Here is a 15,199-nt window from a genome sequence, read left to right as displayed (position 1 = left end):
GTCGGGGTGGCCGTGGGCGAGGCGGTCGGCGTGGCGGTGGGCGTGGCCGTCGGGGTGGGCGAGGCCGAGGGGGAAGCAGTGGCCGAGGGGGTGCCCGCGCCCCCGGTGAGGGAGATGTCGTCCACGGTGATCGCCCCGGCGCCGTACCAGCCGCTCACCGAGACCGTGACCTGCGTGGTCTGCGGGCCCGCCGTGAAGGTGGTGCCGAGCGGCGTCCACGCCGTCCCGGCGGTCCAGTTGGAGGCACTGACCCCCGTGCCCGTGACGGCCAGCTGGACGTAGGAACCCTTCACCCAGGCGCCGAGCCGGTATCCGGCGCCCGGCTGGACGGCGACGGTCTGGGTGCAGGGCGCGAGGTCCTGGGCGCCGGGTGCCGACGCCAGGGCGAAGCCGCCCGAGTGCGGGGCGGTGGCCGTCGGCTGCGAGTTGCCGGCACAGGTCCAGCCGCTGAGGGTGCCCGACTCGAAGCCCCCGTTCACGAGCAGCTCCGGCGAGGCCGCGCCGGCGAAGGTGGCGGGCAGCGCGAACGCGGCGCCCGCGAGGCCGAGCGCGGTGGCGGCGGCAGCAGCGGCGGTGCGGCGCCGTCCGGCGTGCTTCGGGGCGTGCGTCATGGCGGGACTCCACAGGTGGACATGTTCGCGACGGGACGCGGAACTGATGACCACACAATGTGGACTAGACCAACTCCGGCGTCAAGAGGCCACCGCCGCAGCGGGGTTCACCGGAGCGCGGCAGGGAACGCTGCGGCCCCGGACCGGCGGGCAGGCCGGTCCGGGGCCGCAGCCGCTCCGCGCGGTCAGCGCTCGACGGTCAGCGAGTGGCACACCCAGGAGAGCCTGGTGCCCGCCGGCCCGGACGGCCGGGGATGGTAAGTGCCGTCGCTCACCGACATGTTGACGATCAGGTAGGCGTGCCACCCGACCCCCACCCCGCGTCCGTCGGCGTACACCCGCCGCCCGTTGACGTACCAGTCCACGGACCGGGCGCCCAGGGTGACCCGGAGGTCGATCGTGGCCCCCGGGGCGACCGCTCCGGACTGGTCGCGCCAGTACAGGTAACTGCCGCTGCCCATGTGGTTGGAGAGTTCGAGCAGGTTGGGATTGTCCGGGTGGTACTCGAAGACGTCGACCTCGTTGCGACCGTCCCGCCAGGTCCAGATCGCCGGCCAGGCCCCGGCCCCGGTGGGCAGGGTCACCCGGGCCCGCAGGACGTCCCCGGCCCGGACCTGGAAGCCGTCCGGGCTGCCCTCGGTGGTGAGCAGGTTGCAGTTCCACAGGCCGTCACCCGCCCGGGCCACTGCGGAGAACACCCCGCCCGGGCAGTACTGGCGGACCAGGTAGTCGAGTTTGTGGTCGCCGCGGTTGGTCGGCCCCATGTTCGGATAGGCGCTGCTGCGCCCGGCGACCCACTGCCGGGCCGAGGAGAAGTCGGCGGTGAACACCGTCCCGGCGAGGGCCGCCGGGGCAGCAGTGCCGCCTGTCCCTGCCGCCGGCTGCCCGGCCTGCGCGCCCTGCCCGGGCGATGTGGGCGATGCGGGCGTCGCGGGCGGTTGCGCCTGCCCCGGAGCCGGCACGGTCTGCGGAGTCTCGGCCGGGGCGCCGGCCGCCGTGGAGCCGCCGCCCCACCCGAACCACGAACGGATGTCGGACCATATTCCCATGTCCGCTCCTTCCGGGAGCAGTTGTGCCTGTGCTGCTGTGCGTGACCCGGCCTGCAGGAACCGACCGGCGCGAGCCGGCCCGTGCGAACCTGCCTGCGGAAACCGACCGGCCCGGCGCGCCGGGCCGAGCGGGCGGTGCGCCGACGGCAGGGTCCGTCCGGGGCACCGGGACGCCCGTGCGTTCCGGCCTCCGGCCCCGGACCGGCGGTCGGGTCCCGCCCTCCGGTAGGCCCGGACCCGGCCCTGAACCCGGCCCCGGCCCTGGAGCCGGAACGGGTCACTCCGGACTAGTTGCCCATCGTGTTCGTCCACAACCGAACGTGCCCCTGACAGCCGATAACAGGCCAAGGGGCGCACACCAGCGCACACGCCGGAGCCGCCGGGGGCGACCATCCCCCCCCCCCCCCAAACGCTGCGGAACCGTTGCGACTTGGCTCCCGGGCGCGGCCGGGGAGAGGCTGGAGACCGGTCGGGAGCCGGTGGCCGGCGGCTCCGGGAGACAGCGCCCCGGAGCCGTCGGCCGAAGCCCCGGGGCGGCAGGCGTCGTCCCGCCCGCCCCGTCGCACCCGGGCCGAGGCCTCGGCACCAGGGCCGTGATCCGGCCCCCGAGCACCGTCGGAACCCCACCCGCGAGCGCACCACCCCGATCACCCCGCCCCATCACGGAAGGACGATGAGTCCGGCATGAACGAGACCGACGGCCTGCGAGGCGCGCCGCCGACGGAGCCCGCCGACGGCCCCGAGCCGTGGAACCCGGAGCCGTGGAACTGGCGGATCCTGGTGGTCGGCGCGACCGGGGTGATCGGTGGCGCCGTGGCCACCGCGGTCCGGGCCGCCGGGGCCGAGGTCGCGGTCGCCGGGCGCGACCCGGAACGGCTGGCGGCCGTCTCCGCCCGGCTCGGCGGCTGCCCGGCCCTCGCCTTCGACGCCTACGACCTGGCGGGCTGCGGGCTGCTCGGCGCCCGGGCCGCCACCGCCCTCGGCGGCCTCGACGCGGTGGTGACCGCCTTCGGGACGGTCGCCTTCGGACGGGCCGAGGAGTCCTCGGACGTCCTGGACGAGCACCTCTTCACCGTGAACGCGCTGGCCCCGATCGCGGTGCTGCGCGGGGCCCTCGGGCAGATCGGCCCCGGGGGCGCGCTGGCGGCGGTCACCGGGGTGGTCGCCTCCCGGCCCTCGGCCGGGATGGCCGGCTACAGCGCGTCGAAGGCGGCCCTGGGCGCCTGGCTGGATGCCGTCCGCCTGGAGCAGCGCAGAAACCGGGTGACCGTCCTCGATGCCCGGTTTCCCCACCTCGACACCGGCTTCGCCGACCGGGCCGTGGCGGGACGCCCGCCTCGGCTGCCGCCCGGCGGGGACCTGGAGTCCTGCGTCGCGGCCCTGGTGGAGGGCCTGGTGGGCGCAGCCGCCCGACGGGCCGGCGCCGGGGCGGACCGGCTTCGCACGGGCCAGGAGCCAGGGGGCCGGGCCCCTGCTGACGGAGCCCCCGGGGGCCCCGCCCGGTCGGCGGTCGGACGGCCCCGGCAGCCCTGAGCACCACCGGCCGGTGGCCGGCGGCCGCCCGGCGGCACCGGGCCGCCCCACCCCCGGAACGCGCGGCGACCGGTTCCGCCGAGGTCGGGACCTCGGCGGAACCGGTCGCCGCGCGGCCGCTCAGGAGGCGAGCAGCCGGTCCAGCAGGGTGCGGTACTCCCGCATCGCGAGCCGGAGCTCCTCGGTCGGGATGCCGCTGTCCTCGGTCGGGCCGCCCGCGGCGCGCAGCCTGCGGCGGTTCTCGCCCACCGATTCGGCGATCAGGTCGGCGGCCTTGCCGACCAGGTCGTCGGCCTGCTCCACCGCCGCCCTGGGGTCGTCGACGAACCCGGTCTGGACGGCCCGCCACTGTGCGGAGAGCCGCTGGACCTGCGCCGTCTCCAGCCAGAGGCCCGGCGCGTGGGGAGTGTCCGCCCCCGCCGGGCCCGTCCCGGCCCCGGGCACCGACGCGGCGGGGATCCCGGGCCGGCTGTCGAGTGCGTCGGACCCGGTCGGCTGCCGTGGGATCACCGGCTCGGCGGCCGGCTTGCGGAGGGCGGGAGCGGCCCCGGGCTCGTCGTCACCCCGGTGCTCGTCGGTGGTCCGCCGCTCCGCGCCTCCGGCGTCGGGGTGCTGCTCGTCCGTCCGTCGCTGCTCGGGCCGGCGCGGCTCGTGGGCCGGGCGCTCCGGATGCCTCGGCTCCTCCGCGGTACGCGCCTCCGTCGCCCGGTCCTCCGACTCGCGGACGTCCGACTCGCGGACGTCCGACCGACGGACATCGGATCCGCGGACGTCCGATGCCCGTACGTCCGACCGGCGCGCATCCGACCCACGCGCCCCCGGTCCGTCGTCCTTCGACAGACGGGCCTGCGAAAGACGGGCCTGCGAACGAGGGTCCTGCGAACGACCCGCCTCCGGACGACGGTCCTCGCCGCCGGTGCCGGCGGTCCTGCTGTCCGGGTCGTCGTCGAAGCGTGCGCTGTTCTTCTCCGGCATGGTGCTCTCCTCCTCGGGTCTGGTCGTCAGGTCAGCCGGCGGACGGCGTCGGCCCGGCCGGGGCCGCGGTGATCCTGCCGGGCCGCACGGCGCGGCTCCGGCCCGCCGGGTACTCGGCGCGCAGCACGTCCAGGGTGAGCTCACGGAGGGCGATCAGGGCGGTCCGGAGTTCTTCCGTCCCGGTCCGGGTCGCCTGCGCCCGCTCCAACGTGGACCGCGCGGCGCGGTACCCGGGCACGAACTCCCCGTGATGGACGGAGACCGCGCCCAGGCGGCCCTTCTCGGGGTAGCCGACCTTGTCCAGCAGGGCGCTCAGCAGCCGGTCCGCGTCGGCCGCGGCGGTACCGGGGTCGTCCACGAAGAGCTCCTGGATCCGGGCGAGCTCCCGCTCGGTCAGCTCACGCTCGGCGGCGTCCACCGGGGTGAGCTCCACTCCGCGCAACAGCTTCAGCCGGTCGGCGAGTTCCCGTTCGGCCGCGTGGACGTCACCACCGTGGCCGAGCACCGCGCGGCTGTACTCCGGTCCGAAGCGCTCGCGCAGCCGCCTGGTCCTCAGTCGTGGCGCGGCGAGGGCGCCGGCCGCCACCACCGCGAGCAGACACACCATGAGGATGACCAGCACGCTCATCCCAGCTCCTCTCCCGATCCCGCCGGACTCGGCTCCGGCTGGGGAGCGCATAACCCCGCTGCCCGTTCCCAAACCCGGCCCCTGCCCGGCCGCCACCGGACGTCGGTCGCCGACCGTCGGTCGTGGGGCGGCCAGGACCTGCCGGACGGTCAGGACCCGGCGGACGGCCGTGGACTGCCGGACGGCCATCGGCTGCCCGGGGGTTGCCCAGCCCCGCGTCCGACCGGGCCCCGCCGGCGGGCACCCGGTCGGACGTACGGCAGCTCCGCGGGCGGTGGGGTGCCCCGTCCGGCGGCTCCGGCAGCCGTCCGGCGGAACGGACGTGTGTCCCCCGGCGGGCTGGGTAGGCGGTGCCCCGACACGTTCGTGACGGTATGCGATCCAAGAGGTGGTTCCCATGGGTATAGGCGGCTGTGTCCTCATCTTCGCGGCGGGCGCGATCCTGACCTTCGGCGTCGACTGGCATCTCTCCGGAGTGAACCTGCACGTGGTCGGACTGGTGCTGATGGCGGCGGGCCTGCTGGGCCTGTGCTGCTACGTGAGCGTCCTGCGGCGCCGGCGGTTCTCGGGCGGGCACGCCACGACGGTGATCGAGGACGGTCAGCGCTACGACGCGCCGTGACCGCTGGGCCCGCCCCGGCCCCCGGAGCACGGCACCGGGAGACCTGCCGGCGCCGCCACTCGGACCGGTCCGGCCGGGCGGCGGCGACGAATACCGGGCGGAGGCTGCCATGACCGCACTCGTCGTCCCCGACCGCCGGCCCTGCCGGGCGGAGTCCGACCTGTGGCGGCTGCCGCCGGACGGCAGGGCGGCGCAGGCCCTGCGCTCCCGGGTGTCCGGCCAGCTGGGCGACTGGTTCCTGCCGGAGCTCGGCCCGGACCTGACGCTGATCGCCAGCGAACTGGCCGGCAACGCCGTCCGGTACGGGCGCCCGCCGTTCTGGGCGAACCTGCACATGCTGACCGACGCGGGCCGCCCGGAGTCCGTCCGGCTGATCGTCGCGGACCTCGGCCCCGGCTTCGACGTCGCGGACGTCGTCGGCTCCTGGCTGCCGGCCGGGACGACGGAGAGCGCGCGCGGCCGTGGGCTGCTGCTGGTCGACGCGCTGGCCGACAACTGGGGCACCGCGGTGCGGGCCCCGTTCTGTCTCACCTGGGCCGATCTGGCCACCCTCCCCCGGCCCGGCCGGGGGTGACCCGTGCCCGGACGGGGCCCCGGCCGGGCCATGCCGGTCCGGCCCCGGACGAGGCAGGACGTGCCCGGACGAGGCAGGACCAGGGCCACCGCCGATCGGGGACGCCGCACACGGGGAGATCCCGCCCCGGGCCTGGAAAGGGCCGGTCGTACACCCCCGAGCAGGCCGCAAAAACCTTTTGCGACCGGCCAGTTGATGGAACGCCGAATCCGGGGCAGAAGGTCGTCGAGGGGGCGGCGCATCCGGCTCCGTCCTCGGCCCACGGAGGACAACGCGATGGCACTCCCCCGCAACAGACGCCCGCTCCGCGGAGCCGATCACGACCCTGACTCGTCGGCGGCCGACGAGGCCACGGCGGTCGAGGACAAGGCCCCACGGAGCCCCGGGGCAGCGGACGACCGGGCCCCGAAGGGGCGCTCGGCACGCGTCCAGGAGCGCGAGCCGGCGCCGGCCCGGGCCCGGCGCGGGCTGCCCTGGTACCTCAGCCTCCCGATCACCCTGGCGGCCATCCTGGCGGTGTTCCTCGCCGCGGCCCGCTTCGACCTGCTGCCCGGCCTGCCCAACCCCTTCGCGGAACGGAAGGTCGACCGCAGCCAGCCGGTCCTCCTCAAGTCCATCCAGGACATGAGCCGTTACACCGGAGCCACCGGCAACTTCCAAGTGATCATCGACCTCGACAACGACGCCAAGTTCCTGCCCTCGCAACTGCTCGGCAACCGGACGCTCTACGTGGCCGCCGGCACCGTCGGCGCGTACACCGACCTGGGCAAGCTGGGCGCCGACGCGGTGACCGTGTCGGCGGACCGCAGCTCGGTCCAGCTCCGCCTGCCGCACGCCCAACTGGCCGACACCGCACTGGATGTGAAGCGGTCGTACGTCTACTCGCAACAGCGCGGACTGTTCGACCGGATCGGTGACTTCTTCTCCGGCAATCCCGGCAACCTGCAGCAGTTGGAGGTGCTGGCGACCGAGAAGATCCAGACGGCGGCCAAGGACACCGTGCTGACGGCCACGGCCGAGACCAACACCCGGACGATGTTCGTCGGCCTGCTGCGTTCGCTCGGCTTCACCACGGTGGACGTCACCGTCGTCGGCTGAGCGGTCCGCCCCCCTTACCGGCCGTGCCGGTCGCAGCCGTCGACACCCGGCCGCGACCGGTACGGCCGTCAGCATGTCCGGAGCGCCCGTCCGTCGGGCTCCGGGCCGGCACCCGGGGGCCTCGGTCACCGACCCGGTCCGGTGACCGGCCCGACTCCGTGACCGCCCCGGCGATCAGACCTCGGCCAGCACCGCCCGGATCACGTGCCGGGCGTTCTCCGCCATGGCCCGGTTCGTCCGCCGGTAGTACGGCAGCGCGATCAGGGCCTGGGAGAGCGTCCGCCCCCGGCCACGGACCCAGGTCGCCTCGTCCACGCCGAGCGCCGCCCGGAAGACCGCCCTGGCCGGCGCGGGCAGCAGGTTCCACGCCGGGAACAGGTCGCAGGCCGGATCGCCCACCCCCGCGCACCCGAAGTCGATCACCGAGCTGAGCCGGCCGTCACGCACCAGCAGGTTGCCCGGCATCAGGTCGGCGTGCAGCCACACCGGCGGCCCCGTCCAGCCCGGGGCCCGCAGCGTCTGCGCCCAGACGGCGGCCACGGCGTCGCAGTCGACGTCCTCCTCCGGGATCCCGCGCAGTTCCTCGATCGCCGCCCTGGTTTCGGCTTCGAGGGAGGCCACCGGCCCGCCCCGGTGGGCCCGCGGCGCCCCGGGCAGGGCGAGCCCCCGCATCGCCGTCACGAACCCGGCGAGGTCCTCGGCCAGCCGCACGGGCTCGCTCAGCGCTCCGGCCTCGGGGTTCTCCCCCGGCAGCCACCGGTACACCGACCACGGCCAGGGATACCCCTCACCGGGCTCCCCGGCCCCCAGCACCTCGGGGACGGCGGTGGGCAGTGCGGCCGCCAGCCGGGGCAGCCACTCCCGCTCCGTGGTCACATCGCCGACCCCGCCGGCCGCCAACGGCAGCCGCACCAGCATGCCGTCGCCCAGCCGGAAGATCGCGTTGACCGTGCCGGCGGACGGGAACCGCTCGACCGCCAGCCCCGCCCACTGCGGGAACTGTCCGGCGATCAACCGGCGTACCTGGTCGTCGTCGACGGGCCGGGGGCCGGGATCCAGCTGGCGGGTGCTCATGGGACGTCATCCGACCGCCGGACCTGTCGGGGCGTCAACCGCTTTTCGGCGCAGCCACACAGGGGCACCGCCGGTGCCGGCGCCGCCTCTCAGGGGCGGACCGGCCCGGCCTGCCGGCCCCCCATCGCCCGTCACCGGCCCCACCGCCGGCCCTTCAGTGCCGGCCGGCCGCCCTGGCGAGGCCTGCCTCCTGCGCGTCGATCAGCTCGTCCCAGTGCTCCCTGGTCCATGCGCAGGCCGTGTCGAGCGGGCCGAGCAGGCCCCGGCCGAGCGTGGTCAGCGCGTAGTCGACCCGCCGCACCGCCCCTTCCTGCTCCGTCCGGGCCACGAAGCCGTCCCGCTCCAGCGCACGCAGGGACTGGGTCAGCGACTTGGCCGTGATCCCGCGCAGCGGGACCTTCAGCTCGGAGAACCGGCGCGGGCCGTCCTCCAGGCAGCGCAGGATCAGGGTGGCCCACTTGTCGCCCACCCGGAACGGCACCAGCGCGGACGGGCAGACGGGGTCGAACATCTCGGGGTCCAGCGGAGCCGGCCGGACCGGCGGGTTCGTCATGGGCTACACGGTAGGCCGGTACCCGACCGGAAACCAGCGGCCGCCCTACGCTCCCGGCCATGGAGACGAAGCAGCAGCGAATCATCGTGTTCGGGTCGGGCGGCCGGGTCGGCCGGGCAGCCGTGGCGGAGGCCCGGCGGCGGGGCCATGAGGTGACGGCGGTCCGCCGGGCGGACGGGGAGGTGACGGACGGGGCGGCGGTGGCGCGGCTCGCGGCGGGACACGACGCGGCGGTGGTCAGTGTGTACGACCCCGGGGCGCGCCCCGCCGAGTTCTTCCCCGCCGTCGCCCGCGCGATCGCCGCGGGACTCCCGGCGGCCGGGGTCGGGCGGCTGGTGTCGGTGGGGCTGGCGTCCGTCCTGCCGACCGCGTCCGGCGGACCGCTGATGGACACCGCCGGGTACCCGCAGGAGTGGCGGGAGTTCTACCTCGCCCACGGCGCCGGCACCGACACCCTGCGCGAGGTGGCACCCGAGGCGCTGGACTGGGTGGTGCTGAGCCCGGCCGGGGACTTCGACCACGAGGCCGTCCCCTCCGGCGGGTACCTGGTCGCCCCGGCCGAGGCCGGCAGCCGGATCACCCCGGCGGACTTCGCCCGCGCCCTGCTGGACCAGATCGAGCGCCCCACCCTGCACCGGACGCACACCGGAGTCGCGTCGGCCTGACCCACCCGCCCGGCGCGGCCCTACTGGCCGGGCGGACCGGGCGGACCGGGCGGACGTCCGGCCCGCCCGGGCGGCCGGAGCAGCCGGCCGTTCCCGCCCGTCCGGCAGGCCGGACGGTGCCCGAGCCGGGGCAGGCCCGCCGCCGGTCCTCGCCCCCGGTCCCGCGTCACCACCGAAGGCGGGCGATCACGGGCAGATGGTCACTGCCGGTGGCGGGCAGCGCGGCGGTCGAGACCGGGTGCAGGCCACGGCACAGCACCTGGTCGATCCTGGCCAGCGGGCGGGCCGCCGGCCAGGTGAAGCCGAAACCGGACCGCGCGGCGGCGAGCCGGGAGGTCAGCGGGCCCAGTCCACGGTCGTCGAGGGTGCTGTTGAGGTCGCCCGACAGGACCACCCGCCCGAGGGGTTCGCCGTCGAGCATGCGGCCGAGGCGGCGGGCACTGTCGTCCCTGCGGTCCGCGCCGAGGCCGCGTACGCCGAATCGGATCGAGGGCAGGTGCGCCACGTAGACGGCGATCTCGCCCTCGGGAGCGTGCACGGTCGCGCGCAGGGCGCGCTGCCAGTCGGCGTCGGCGAAACCGGACGGTCTGATGTCGAGCGGGACGGCCCCGGTCAGGGGGTAGCGGGACCACAGGCCGACGCTGCCGAGGACCGCACGGTGAGGGAAGCCCCGCGCGAAGACCTCCTGGTAGGCGGGCAGTGCGGCCGGGGTGAGCTCCTCCAGGGCGATCAGGTCCGGCCCTGCCTGAACCAGCGCCCGCGCCGTCCCCGCAGGGTCCCGGTTCTCGTCGCTCACGTTGTGCTGAAGCACCCTCAGCTCCCCGGGGGTGGCCGGGGCGGTTCCCGCGCCGGACAGCATGCCGCCGAACATCGTCGTCCAGACCACGGCCGGCACCAGCACCGCGAGCACGGCGCGCGGTGACCGTCCGGCCAGGGCGCAGAGCAGCAGCACCGGTACGGCCGTCCCCAGCCAGGGCAGGAAGGTCTCCACCAGACTGCCGAGGTGTCCCACCCGGTTCGGCAGCACCCGGTGCCCCAGCAGCAGGAAGGTCAGCAGCACCGCGGCCGCCACGACCAGCCCTCCGAGGCCTTGCCGCCACCGCCCGGCCACCGCCCGTAGCCGTCCCGTCCGGGCGTCCGTCACGCTTCCCCGCTTCCGCCGGTTGCTCGGGCAATGCCCGGAGGGACGTGAACGGATCGGCTCCGGTTCCCGCACCGACAAAAGTGCGGTGAACCGGCGTGCTCGTGCGGAGGCACCCGCGGAGGAGCGGGCGGCTCGTGCCCCGGTCCGGGAGGGGGGAGGCCGGACATGACAGGACCGGCCCTAGCCCACCAGGCGCCCCGCGGTGAACTCCAGCCAGACCGACTTCCCGCCCTGAACGGGCGTCACGCCCCAGCGGTCGGCGAGCTTCTGGACGATGTGGAGCCCGTGGCCGCCCGGGCGGCCCGGCTCGTACGGCGAGCGCAGCACGGGCACCGCCGGGTCCCCGTCCAGCACCTCGACGCGCAGCCCTTCGGCGGAGGCCGTCAGGACGAGTTCGTGCGGGCCGCCGGCGTGCAGGCACGCGTTGGCCAGCAGCTCGGAGACCACCAGCAGGACGTCGTCCGCGGCGCTCTGGCCGTGCGGGTCCTGGCCGGCCGGCCAGTCCCAGTCGGCGAGCGCCTGGCGGGTGAAGTCCCGGCCGCGGGCGACCTGGCCCTTCAGCCCGGACAGCGCGAGGCGCCGGCGCTGCCCGGTGAGGGGCAGGCCCGGGCGGGCCGGCCCCGTGTCCCCGGGAGTCTGGTAACTCATCTGGTTCACCCCGCCATGATGCTCTGCACTGGTCGACTTCGGCCCGTCCCGGGCCACTGCCCCGTCCCGGTCCGGGCCCTGTGGTGGTTCGTCTGCCCTGCTCCGGGCGGACGACACACCGCCGGGGGCCGCGCGGCCGGGTTGTCCGTCCGGGGCCGTCCGTCCGGGGGCGTCCGGCCGGGGGCGTCAGCCCGACGCGACGGCCTCGTCCACCGTGTCGTGGATCGAGAACACGGTGCCCGCCCCGGTGATCTCGAAGACCCGGGCGACCTGCGGCGCGAGGGCCACCAGCCGGATCGGGAGCGCCGCGGACTCGGCCGCGAGCCGGGTCTGCAGCAGCAGGTTGAGCCCCGAGGAGTCGCAGAACTGCAGCCCGGCCAGGTCCACCACCAGCATCGGCGGGCCGGCGGCCGTGGCCGCCTCCAGCGCCTCGCGGGCCGGGCCGAGACTGTCGAGGTCGAGTTCGCCCGCCAGCGAGCAGACCACGGCCCCGGCGACCTGCCGGGTGCCAACGCTCAGACGGCCAGCCGCGGCCGCCGGCCACGTCGAGCCCGTACCGGCCTCACCGATTCCCATCGTCCCGCACCTTCCACGGCAGTCTTCCGTACCCTCGCGGGCCATCCTGCTCCGTCACGGCCCCGGCTCCCCGGAACCCCCACGCGCCTGGCGCGGGCCGCCCGCCCCCGTCGGCGGGTGCGGGCCGGTCGGGCGTGCGTACGCCGCGGCCGACCGGAACCCTACCCCGGCGGCCGCCCCCGGGCCCAGCCCGGCCGCGGCCCGGGGGGCTGCGGGGTTGTCAGTCCTCTTCCGCCAGCAGGCCGCTGCGCAGCGTGGCGAGGGTGCGCGAGAGCAGCCTGGAGACGTGCATCTGGGAGACGCCGAGCCGGCTGCCGATCTCGGACTGGGTGAGTTCCTCGACGAACCGCATCGAGAGGATGCTGCGCTCCCGCTCGGGCAGCGCGGCGATCAGGGGCTTGACCGCGTGGAGGTTCTCCAGCCGCTCGAATCCCGGGTCCTCGAAGCCGAGGCGGGCGGTGAGGGCGTTGTCGGCCTCGTCGTCGGTGCCCGCGTCGAGCGAGCCGGCGGTGTGGCTGTTGCCCGCGACCATCCCCTCGACGATCTCCTCGTCGGTCAGTCCGAGGTGGGCGGCGAGTTCGGCGACGGTGGGGGCCCGGTCGAGCCCCTGCTCCAGTTCGTCGCCGGCCTTGGCGATGGCCAGCCGCAGCTCCTGGAGCCGGCGGGGGACGTGCACCGACCAGGTGGTGTCCCGGAAGAAGCGCTTGATCTCGCCGATGATGGTCGGCAGGGCGAAGGTGGTGAACTCCAACCCGCGTTCCGGCTCGAACCGGTCGATGGCCTTGATCAGGCCGACCGTCCCGACCTGGAGGATGTCCTCCATCGGCTCCCGGCTGTTGCGGAACCGGCCGGCCGCGTAGCGGACCAGCGACTGGTTCAGTTCGATCAGGGTGGCGCGGGTGTAGGAGTACTCGCGGGTGCCCTCCTCCAGCGCGGCGAGGCGGACGAAGAGGGCCTTCGACAGCTGCCGGGCGTCGGCGGGTGCGACCTCGCGGGGGTTCTCGATCATCTGGGTGCCCGGGTCCTCGGCCGCCGGGGCGGTCGCGTCGACGGCGGTCGCGCCGTGCCCACGGGCGGGGTGTGTGCGCTCCGTGCCAGGGTCAGCGGTCAGTGCAGCCTTCAGCGACGTCGTCATGGCAGTCCTTCCACCGGTTGGCCTCGTGTCCCACCCGGGTACCCGGGTTCCCCCGGAGCACGCCGACAGACCGCCGACGTTCACGACTTCCACACGGTTCCGCCACTGAGTGCCCGGAATGTCACGGAATGCCAGGGACCATTCTGACGTGCAGCCGGAGCGTGAGGCCGGCACCGCCGACGCGGGTCTCGACCAGGTCGCAGAGCTGGTGGATCATCCAGAGCCCGCGGCCGCCGTCGGCAGCGGCCAGGGCGGGCCGGACCCGGCCGGCCAGCGGGTCGGCGAGCCGGCCGCCGTCGGTGATCTCCGCCACGGCGTGGCCGTCGGCCGTCCAGAGCCGCAGCCGGCCGAGGCCCCCGCCGTGGGCGAGCGAGTTGGCGGTGGCCTCGCCCACCGCGAGCACCAGGTCGGCCGTCCGGGCCAGGCCGAGGCCGGCGGCGGCCGCCCAGCCGTGCACCTGGTCGCGGACCTGAGCCAGCCGGCCCGGCCCGTAGACCAGCTCCCGGACCCCGGGCGGCTCCGGCAGCGGGGTGTCGCAGGCGGCGGCCGTCAGCGCCGGATCGGTGTAGGCCCGGCTGGGCCGGCTCGTCCCGCCGCGGACCAGCGTCGGATGGGTGCGCCGGGCGTCGGCGAGCACGGCCGGCGGCAGGCCGGCCGTGTCGTACGGGCACAGGACGGTCGCGGCGGTCCCCCGGAAGGCCAGGTTGACCAGCGCCTCGTGGCGGGTCGCCTCGGTGATCTCGGCCGCCGAGCGGCCCGGCCAGATCGGCTCCCCGACGATCCGTACCGGCCGGCCGCGGTGCCCGGCCGCGAACTCCCGCAGCCGGGCGAGGATCCGCCCGGGATTGCGCCCGAGCGCGGTCATGTCGGCGCTCTCCACCTCGGCGGCGGCCGGCCCGAGCGAGTCCCGCAGGAGGTCCAGCCGCTCGCCGGGCACCGCCACCAGGACGGGCTCGGACGCCGCCAGGGCCGCCCGGACGAAGCCGCCCACACCGGCGGCGTACTCGGTGGTGCCGCGGTAGAACAGCGCCGGATGCGCGAACGGCCCGGCGGATCGCTCCACGGGAGTCGGTTCGAGGGTCATGGCCGCACACACCTCCTGACGTCCGTGGCGTGACCGCCGCCTGCCGGGCCCGCACGGTCCGGCTGAAGGCGCGTCTACCCACCGACCCTCCCGTCACACTTCCGGTACCGCTCCCCCGGCGGCACTCCCGGTACGGACCGGCCGCGGCCCGGCGCGCGGCCACGGCCTGCGCGCCGGGCGCCGCCGTACCCCGCGCCCGTCCGCCGCGGCGCCCCGGAGGCCCCCGGGCGGGGGCGCGCACCGCAGTGCACCCGCTCTCCCCTGGGGTAACCTCCAAACGGCTCACCCGGACGGCCCCGCGGCCCCCGGCGAGCCTCCTGAGGTCCAGGATCGGCAGCCGAGCGCGTGGCGCGCAGACGCTCCGGGCGGAGTCCGCGGCCCATACGGCGGACGAGGGGAAGTGCGGGACGGCATGTCTGACACCAGCGCCGGCAAGGCGACGGCCGGAACGAAGGGCCGTGGCCCGGCCGACCCGGGCACCCCCGGACCGAAGGCGGCGCCGGAGGCGTCCCCGCCCGCCGCCGCTCCCCGGCCGCCCGCACCGCCCGCACCGGCCCCGGCGGGGCCCGCCGGCGTCGGTGTGCCCGAGCTGCGCCAGCTGCTGGCCGGGCTGACCGCCGTCCGCGACGGCGACTTCGGGACGAGGCTGCCGGACGACGAGGGCCTGATCGGCGAGATCGCCACCGTCTTCAACGGCATGGTCGACCAGCTCTCGCTGTTCACCTCCGAGGTGACCCGGGTGGCCCGCGAGGTCGGCACCGAGGGCCGGCTCGGCGGCCAGGCCGAGGTCCCCGGGGTCTCCGGCACCTGGGAGGACCTCACCGACTCGGTCAACGCCATGGCCGGCAACCTCACCACCCAGGTGCGGGACATCGCCCAGGTGGCCACCGCCGTCGCCAAGGGCGACCTGACGCAGAAGATCACCGTGGACGCCCGCGGCGAGATCCTGGAACTCAAGAACACCGTCAACACCATGGTCGACCAGCTGTCCTCGTTCGCCGGTGAGGTGACCCGGGTCGCCCGCGAGGTCGGCACCGAGGGCCGGCTGGGCGGGCAGGCCAACGTCCAGGACGTCTCCGGCACCTGGCGCGACCTCACCGACTCGGTGAACTCGATGGCCGGCAACCTGACCGCGCAGGTCCGCTCGATCGCCCAGGTGGCGACGGCGGTCGCGGGCGGCGACCTCTCGCAGAAGATCCGGGTGGACGCCCGCGGCGAGATCCTCGAACT

At 75.8% G+C, this 15,199-nt stretch carries 17 protein-coding genes; 6 read left to right on the top strand and 11 right to left on the bottom strand.

Translation table 11 applies throughout. The features are described 5' to 3' along the window. Positions 1 to 611 (bottom strand): carbohydrate binding domain-containing protein (locus tag IE329_RS28605; RefSeq protein WP_190213886.1); only part of this gene is annotated, 611 nt, incomplete at its 3' end. Between the two features lie 185 nt (positions 612 to 796). After that, on the bottom strand, positions 797 to 1,660 hold the full coding sequence (locus tag IE329_RS28600) for a beta-glucanase (protein ID WP_373311320.1): 864 nt from the start codon (positions 1,658 to 1,660) through the stop codon (positions 797 to 799). Positions 1,661 to 2,344: 684 nt separating this feature from the next. Here IE329_RS28600 and IE329_RS28595 point away from each other — a divergent pair. Further along, the gene (locus IE329_RS28595; RefSeq protein WP_190213885.1) at positions 2,345 to 3,193 is read left to right on the top strand and encodes an SDR family NAD(P)-dependent oxidoreductase; all 849 of its coding nucleotides are present in this window, start codon (positions 2,345 to 2,347) and stop codon (positions 3,191 to 3,193) included. Positions 3,194 to 3,313: 120 nt separating this feature from the next. Here IE329_RS28595 and IE329_RS28590 read toward each other — a convergent pair whose 3' ends face one another. Next, positions 3,314 to 4,168: a hypothetical protein gene (locus IE329_RS28590; RefSeq protein ID WP_190213884.1), complete on the bottom strand. Its 855-nt coding sequence runs from the start codon at positions 4,166 to 4,168 to the stop codon at positions 3,314 to 3,316. 31 nt (positions 4,169 to 4,199) lie between these two features. Beyond that, the gene (locus IE329_RS28585; protein ID WP_190213883.1) at positions 4,200 to 4,796 is read right to left on the bottom strand and encodes a hypothetical protein; all 597 of its coding nucleotides are present in this window, start codon (positions 4,794 to 4,796) and stop codon (positions 4,200 to 4,202) included. Positions 4,797 to 5,193: 397 nt separating this feature from the next. Here IE329_RS28585 and IE329_RS28580 point away from each other — a divergent pair, with 397 nt between their 5' ends. The 3 genes from IE329_RS28580 to IE329_RS28570 all read left to right on the top strand — a co-directional run bounded on the left by IE329_RS28580 (position 5,194) and on the right by IE329_RS28570 (position 7,090). Beyond that, positions 5,194 to 5,418: a DUF6458 family protein gene (locus IE329_RS28580; protein WP_073926429.1), complete on the top strand. Its 225-nt coding sequence runs from the start codon at positions 5,194 to 5,196 to the stop codon at positions 5,416 to 5,418. Positions 5,419 to 5,527: 109 nt separating this feature from the next. Then, entirely contained in the window at positions 5,528 to 5,992 is a 465-nt protein-coding gene (locus IE329_RS28575) for an ATP-binding protein (RefSeq protein ID WP_190213882.1), read from the top strand. Positions 5,993 to 6,268: 276 nt separating this feature from the next. Further along, positions 6,269 to 7,090: a DUF4230 domain-containing protein gene (locus tag IE329_RS28570; protein ID WP_190213881.1), complete on the top strand. Its 822-nt coding sequence runs from the start codon at positions 6,269 to 6,271 to the stop codon at positions 7,088 to 7,090. A gap of 174 nt (positions 7,091 to 7,264) precedes the next feature. Here the strand turns inward: IE329_RS28570 and IE329_RS28565 are convergent, their stop codons facing one another. Together IE329_RS28565 and IE329_RS28560 are read right to left on the bottom strand one after the other, a co-directional pair. Beyond that, complete coding sequence (locus IE329_RS28565) at positions 7,265 to 8,164, bottom strand: aminoglycoside phosphotransferase family protein (protein WP_190213880.1); 900 nt, start codon at positions 8,162 to 8,164, stop codon at positions 7,265 to 7,267. A gap of 154 nt (positions 8,165 to 8,318) precedes the next feature. Further along, positions 8,319 to 8,717 (bottom strand): winged helix-turn-helix transcriptional regulator, encoded by a 399-nt coding sequence (locus IE329_RS28560; protein ID WP_229927838.1) that lies wholly within the window; start codon positions 8,715 to 8,717, stop codon positions 8,319 to 8,321. A 59-nt stretch (positions 8,718 to 8,776) separates the two neighbouring features. On the opposite strand from IE329_RS28560, the gene IE329_RS28555 reads away from it, so the two are divergent. Further along, the gene (locus IE329_RS28555) at positions 8,777 to 9,382 is read left to right on the top strand and encodes an NAD(P)-dependent oxidoreductase (RefSeq protein WP_190213879.1); all 606 of its coding nucleotides are present in this window, start codon (positions 8,777 to 8,779) and stop codon (positions 9,380 to 9,382) included. A 166-nt stretch (positions 9,383 to 9,548) separates the two neighbouring features. On the opposite strand, the gene IE329_RS28550 is transcribed toward IE329_RS28555, so the two are convergent. The 5 genes from IE329_RS28550 to IE329_RS28530 form a co-directional block, all read right to left on the bottom strand. Continuing rightward, a complete protein-coding gene (locus IE329_RS28550) occupies positions 9,549 to 10,493 on the bottom strand; it encodes an endonuclease/exonuclease/phosphatase family protein (protein WP_190213920.1) in 945 nt (314 codons plus the stop codon). 213 nt (positions 10,494 to 10,706) lie between these two features. Further along, positions 10,707 to 11,174, bottom strand: coding sequence for an ATP-binding protein (locus tag IE329_RS28545; protein ID WP_190213919.1), 468 nt, complete (start codon positions 11,172 to 11,174; stop codon positions 10,707 to 10,709). A gap of 186 nt (positions 11,175 to 11,360) precedes the next feature. Continuing rightward, positions 11,361 to 11,750, bottom strand: coding sequence for an STAS domain-containing protein (locus IE329_RS28540; protein WP_190213878.1), 390 nt, complete (start codon positions 11,748 to 11,750; stop codon positions 11,361 to 11,363). Between the two features lie 220 nt (positions 11,751 to 11,970). After that, a complete protein-coding gene (locus IE329_RS28535) occupies positions 11,971 to 12,885 on the bottom strand; it encodes an RNA polymerase sigma factor SigF (protein ID WP_190213877.1) in 915 nt (304 codons plus the stop codon). A gap of 121 nt (positions 12,886 to 13,006) precedes the next feature. Continuing rightward, positions 13,007 to 13,969, bottom strand: coding sequence for a sensor histidine kinase (locus IE329_RS28530; RefSeq protein ID WP_190213876.1), 963 nt, complete (start codon positions 13,967 to 13,969; stop codon positions 13,007 to 13,009). 412 nt (positions 13,970 to 14,381) lie between these two features. Between IE329_RS28530 and IE329_RS28525 the strand changes: the two genes are divergently transcribed. Next, a partial coding sequence (locus IE329_RS28525) for a HAMP domain-containing protein (protein WP_229927836.1) occupies positions 14,382 to 15,199 on the top strand: 818 nt, incomplete at its 3' end.

The sequence above is a fragment of the Kitasatospora indigofera genome, assembly GCF_014655955.1.
Classification (GTDB): domain Bacteria; phylum Actinomycetota; class Actinomycetes; order Streptomycetales; family Streptomycetaceae; genus Kitasatospora; species Kitasatospora indigofera.
This window is presented reverse-complemented; position numbering and strand designations above follow the sequence as displayed.